The following is a 4,562-nucleotide window of genomic DNA, read 5'->3' on the forward strand; positions in this document are numbered from 1 at the left end:
GGCAGCCGCTCGAACGCCAAGGGCTCCCCGGAACCAAGGAACCACCGCGAGGAAAGAGCAACGGCCGCCAAGAACGCGCCGGCACGAGGCGTCACCCACCATCGACGGGACATATGGAGCTCGCGCTACGCGCGAGCTCCCAGGAGCCAGACAACCCCGGAGCCGAAACCAGCCGGAGTCACATGACGCAGCATAATCGCCGTCGGGGTGGCGCTGCGACCGCAGTTCCCGGTCCCAGGCACCCGGAGAGGGTACCCACTCAAGATCGTTCCCTGCACAGAATACGAATGCGCTCACACCGCGCCCACACACATATTTCGATCTCGAGTGAATGATCTCCAACTTTTCATAACTGCAGGTCAGGCGCCATCCGCTTGGAGCCGGCGAGGTGACTCGAACCCCTAACCGCTCGATTACAAGACGGATACCCGCGTATCGGAGCGTATCGGAGAATGCCGGTCCGTGCCGGAAAATCCGAGGTCGGGGCGGTTCTGGTGTCGGAACGTGCCGGAACGTGTCGCGACGTACCGGGACATCCGCGCACACAATGCGCACACACGCGCCCGATACCTCCTCGACATAACAGGCATACCAGCTGTTATCGGACGTCGAAGGTATCGATCACAATGTGTAGCCGACTGTGGACCTGGGAGAGTTGGCCCGGCCTGCCCTGGGAGGGATGTGCCGGGCAAGCGGCGAACGGGTGAGGGTCGGGCGGTGTCGGCGGTTACTGGATGAACTCGTCGGCGCCCGTCGGTGAAGGCGCCCGACTCGCCGGGTGCGCGGGGCGGACCGTGCCTTTGTTGCTGGAGAGAACGGGTCTGTGGTCGCGAAGAGCGCCCGGTGGCGGGTTGAGCATGCTGGCCGACCCGGACTGTGGAGCTCGGTCTTCCCGTGAGCGGGCCTTCCGCCGGCCTTGTCGGCAAGCCCAGGGCGCCCGCTACCGCCACCGCGGAGCGCTCCGGGGCTCGTCACCGGACTGTGTGCAGCCGGGTTCGAGCCGCGACGGTCATGTGCTTCCGCTCCAGCTCGCAGAGGCGAGCCGACGGCAGCACCTCCCCACTCGTAGCGGCGAGGAACTGGTTGACGTCCCGAAAAGCGGCGGGAGCGATGAAATCCATGCTCTGCTCGCCGGGCTCCCCGGCAGGCAGCATGCCGTCCACCGTGATGAAGTCCCCTTCTGGGGAGACATGGACGATGCGGGCAACTCCGGCGCAGTCCGGCTGTCCCCGCGCCGTGGCCACGACCAGGCGGGCGACGTCCCCGACCCGCGGCTTCGTATGGATGTACTCGCAGTCGCGCGGCGTGATGTCGCGGTGCCGGGCGACCCGAACGATGGCTCTCATCAACCGAGCTCCTTCCGCTTCTCGGCAAGCCGCGTGGCGGACCTCGACGCGGCATGTACTGGTGTTCCCATCGACGGGGCCGCTCAGCGGGCACCTTCGGCGATCGGACGAGTCAGCGGTGGCGTCGAGCGGGGGACGTCGCTTGTACCGGCACCCCGGTGAAGGCTCGCGGTCGCGTGGGAAGCCGAGGGCGGACGCCTACGTCGCCGAACTCACTGACAAGCGCGCCTTCGGCGAACTGGCCCACTGTGATCATCGGGTGCAGGAATCGTTCGCTCTCGCGGTCACGGCCGTCTGGTCCGGCTGTCGGGGCTCCGTGCGGCACCCGCCGCACCATCGCCCACGACGGCACCATCACCAAGTTCCTGCATGCCAACTCGAGGCAGATCCGGCGTACTCCCCGCCGCGGGTGCTCACGACTCGGTGACACCGGCGTGCCGGCTTCAGCGTCCTACTCACACCCACGGCGCCGCCGTCGGCCCTGGCGGCGCCGCGGACACCCGATCCTCGTGCCGTGGTGACCGTCGTGAACGGATGCCCACAGGAGGAAGCGTCCGGGTTGGACACCGTCAGACGGCGAAACCGGGCCCGTCCGATCCAGCCCGCAACGTCGCTATCGCCCGCTGGAGCGCTCCTACGAGGTCCTCCACCTCGTCAGCGGTAAGGCCTTCACGATCGGGCTCGTCGATGTAGCTACTTCCACACGTGATCACAGGAGGGCATGCGGCGGCGTAGGTCACGTACTGCTCGATCCTCACCACGACCTCCAGAGGATCCTCCCGTATCCCTTCTCTTTCAGGGAGATCAAGGCGGGCGATCTCGGCAATGTGATGGCCGCCCGGACCGTCGGGCTCAGGTCTCAGGTGCCCGGCCGGCTCCTGGCACCATGACGGACAGGAACGATAACGATCATCGCCGTTCGCTGGGCTCATGATGTCCCGCCCGCTCCTCTCCCCCGACCGGTCACGCGGCCTTCGTGAGCCTGCTCCGTGTCGCCACGTCCTCGACCTCGCACCGATCAACTATCCATCTCGGCAGCCGGGCCCACCGGGCAGGGAGATAGCAGCCGGTCGCAATAATGCTAGTCGACGGCGTCGTTCCCGCACGCCCCACAGCCCGAGCCAGGCCGATCACCCGGCGCCGCCGTGAAGATGCTCGACCCATCGGGTGTGAAGGCCACGACGGGGACCGCGCTCAGGGGATACGTGCGAGGGCTCCGTACACGTTGACTTCGGCGTCGGTCAGGCCATCCAGGCCGCTGTCGTCGGGCCGCCAGCGGTGCACGGACTGCACCCCCGGGTCGACGAGGTCCAGGCCGTCGAAGAAACCCTCGACCTCGCCGCGGGTGCGGGCCGCGGCGGGGATGCCCTGGCCCCGGTAGACCTCGACGGCACGCCCGACGTCGTCGGGTGCGAAGTCAGGGGTGACGTGGGTCAGCGCCAGGTAGCTACCGGCCGGAAGCACGTCGAGATACCGGCGGACGATGCCGTACGGGTCATCAGAGTCCGGGATGAAGTGCAGCAGCGCGATCACAGACAGGGCGACAGGGCGGGTCAGGTCCAACGTGTCACGAAGCTCGGCCGACTCGAGAATCTTCTCAGGTTCCCGCAGATCGGCATCCAGATAGGCCGTACGACCCTCACCGGTACCGGTGAGCAGAGCACGCGCGTGAGAGAGCACGATCGGATCGTTGTCGGCATAGACCACCCGGCAGCCCGGGTCGATGCCCTGCGCGACCTCGTGCAGGTTCGGCGACGTCGGGATACCCGTGCCCACGTCCAGGAACTGGCGGACCCCCGTCTCCTGGGCGAGGAACCGGGTCACCCGGTGCAGGAACGCACGGTTCTGCCGCGCGCTGACCCGGGCGTGCGGGAACACCGCGAGCGTCTGCTCCGCCGCCTGCCGGTCGGCGGGAAAGTTGTCCTTACCACCCAGGTAGTAGTCGTACATGCGGGCGGTGTGCGGAACGTCCACCTTCAGATCAACCGGGTTGATGGGCGCTCGCCGCCCCGCGAGCCACGGCTTCAGGCTGGACGTACCGGCCTCGGCATCGGTCACCGTACACAACCCCCCGGATCCGGCGTAATCGTCTGGGATCACCCTAACGGGCAGCCGGTGTCGTCCCCGCAGGGCCCGGCAGACCATGGTCGGCTGCGACAGACCCACCCCACGCCCGCCGGCGCAGGCCGCGCGGCTCCGGGTGCCCGTCGAACCCCGAAAGCGGAAATTACAAGTCGACCGTTGCGGAGGGGCGGGCTGCCTGCTCGGCATCGCCGGTGCCTCGCTGGTTCTCTCAGGGTCGAATCCAACCGAGGCAGCGACGGATCCCGCCTTAGCTGCGCTGGCCCGGGTAAGGAGAGCGATGGCTGGTTGACCAGGTCTAACGCCATCTCGTGACACCTGGAAGTACCGGCTTACAGGGGCGGTGGCACTCCCGCCTAGGCCTTCGTGGCGGCAGCCGGCGCCTGACCACCGACCCGGCCGCTCAGGCGGTGCCACCACGCTGGTCCTCACCAGCGGACGACCATGAGCTGGCACACGCCCCTGCGCATCCACCGGGCTATGCCGATCGTGGCCCGGCCGCCCGCTCCGTGGCGATACCGGGGCTTGATTCAAGATCACAGGGAGCTGTCATGGGTAAGTCGACTCCGATGGACCACGAGGCCGCCGACCGGATCGGCCAGGCCGCCCGGAACGACCCTGTTGACGCCGAGCGAAAACTGAACGGTTCTTGCCGAGGTAAATCGGCGCACCCGGTGGTCAGGTTAGTCGCGGTTGGGGCGGTCTTTGGCGAGCAGGTCGCGGCGGGCTCGGGTGCGGTAGGAGTCGCCGGTGAGGGTGAGGACCTCGGCGTGGTGGACGAGCCGGTCGATCATGGCTGCGGCGACGACGTCGTCGGAGAAGGTCTCGCCCCAGCGGCCGAACGGCAGGTTCGAGGTGACGAGGATCGAGCCCTGTTCGTAGCGGGAGGCGACGAGTTGGAAGAACAGGTTGGCGGCGTCCTGGTCGAAGGGGATGTAGCCGACCTCATCGATGATGATCAGCTTGTAGCGGCGGATCTTCTTGAGTTCGGTGTCGAGGTGTCCGGCCTGGTGTGCGGCGGCGAGCCGGGTGATCCAGTTGTTGGCGGTGTCGAACAGGACCGAACAGCCGGCCTGGGCGGCCTTGACGCCGAGGCCGATGGCCAGGTGGGTCTTCCCGATGCCGGGTGGGCCG

The 4,562-nt window shown here is 67.6% G+C and carries 4 protein-coding genes; all 4 read right to left on the reverse strand.

The genetic code is table 11. The annotated features are described in order from the left end of the window. Window positions 1-971 precede the first annotated feature (971 nt). Window positions 972-1,346 (reverse strand): hypothetical protein, encoded by a 375-nt coding sequence (locus FREUN1FDRAFT_RS38005; protein ID WP_006544515.1) that lies wholly within the window; start codon window positions 1,344-1,346, stop codon window positions 972-974. 569 nt (window positions 1,347-1,915) lie between these two features. Further along, a complete protein-coding gene (locus FREUN1FDRAFT_RS38010) occupies window positions 1,916-2,107 on the reverse strand; it encodes a hypothetical protein (protein WP_035957471.1) in 192 nt (63 codons plus the stop codon). 433 nt (window positions 2,108-2,540) lie between these two features. After that, the gene (locus FREUN1FDRAFT_RS38015; RefSeq protein ID WP_035957472.1) at window positions 2,541-3,404 is read right to left on the reverse strand and encodes an SAM-dependent methyltransferase; all 864 of its coding nucleotides are present in this window, start codon (window positions 3,402-3,404) and stop codon (window positions 2,541-2,543) included. A 707-nt stretch (window positions 3,405-4,111) separates the two neighbouring features. After that, window positions 4,112-4,562: ATP-binding protein (locus tag FREUN1FDRAFT_RS38020; protein WP_006545762.1), on the reverse strand; the 451-nt coding region annotated here is incomplete at its 5' end.

Source organism: Parafrankia sp. EUN1f (assembly GCF_000177675.1).
Classification (GTDB): domain Bacteria; phylum Actinomycetota; class Actinomycetes; order Frankiales; family Frankiaceae; genus Parafrankia.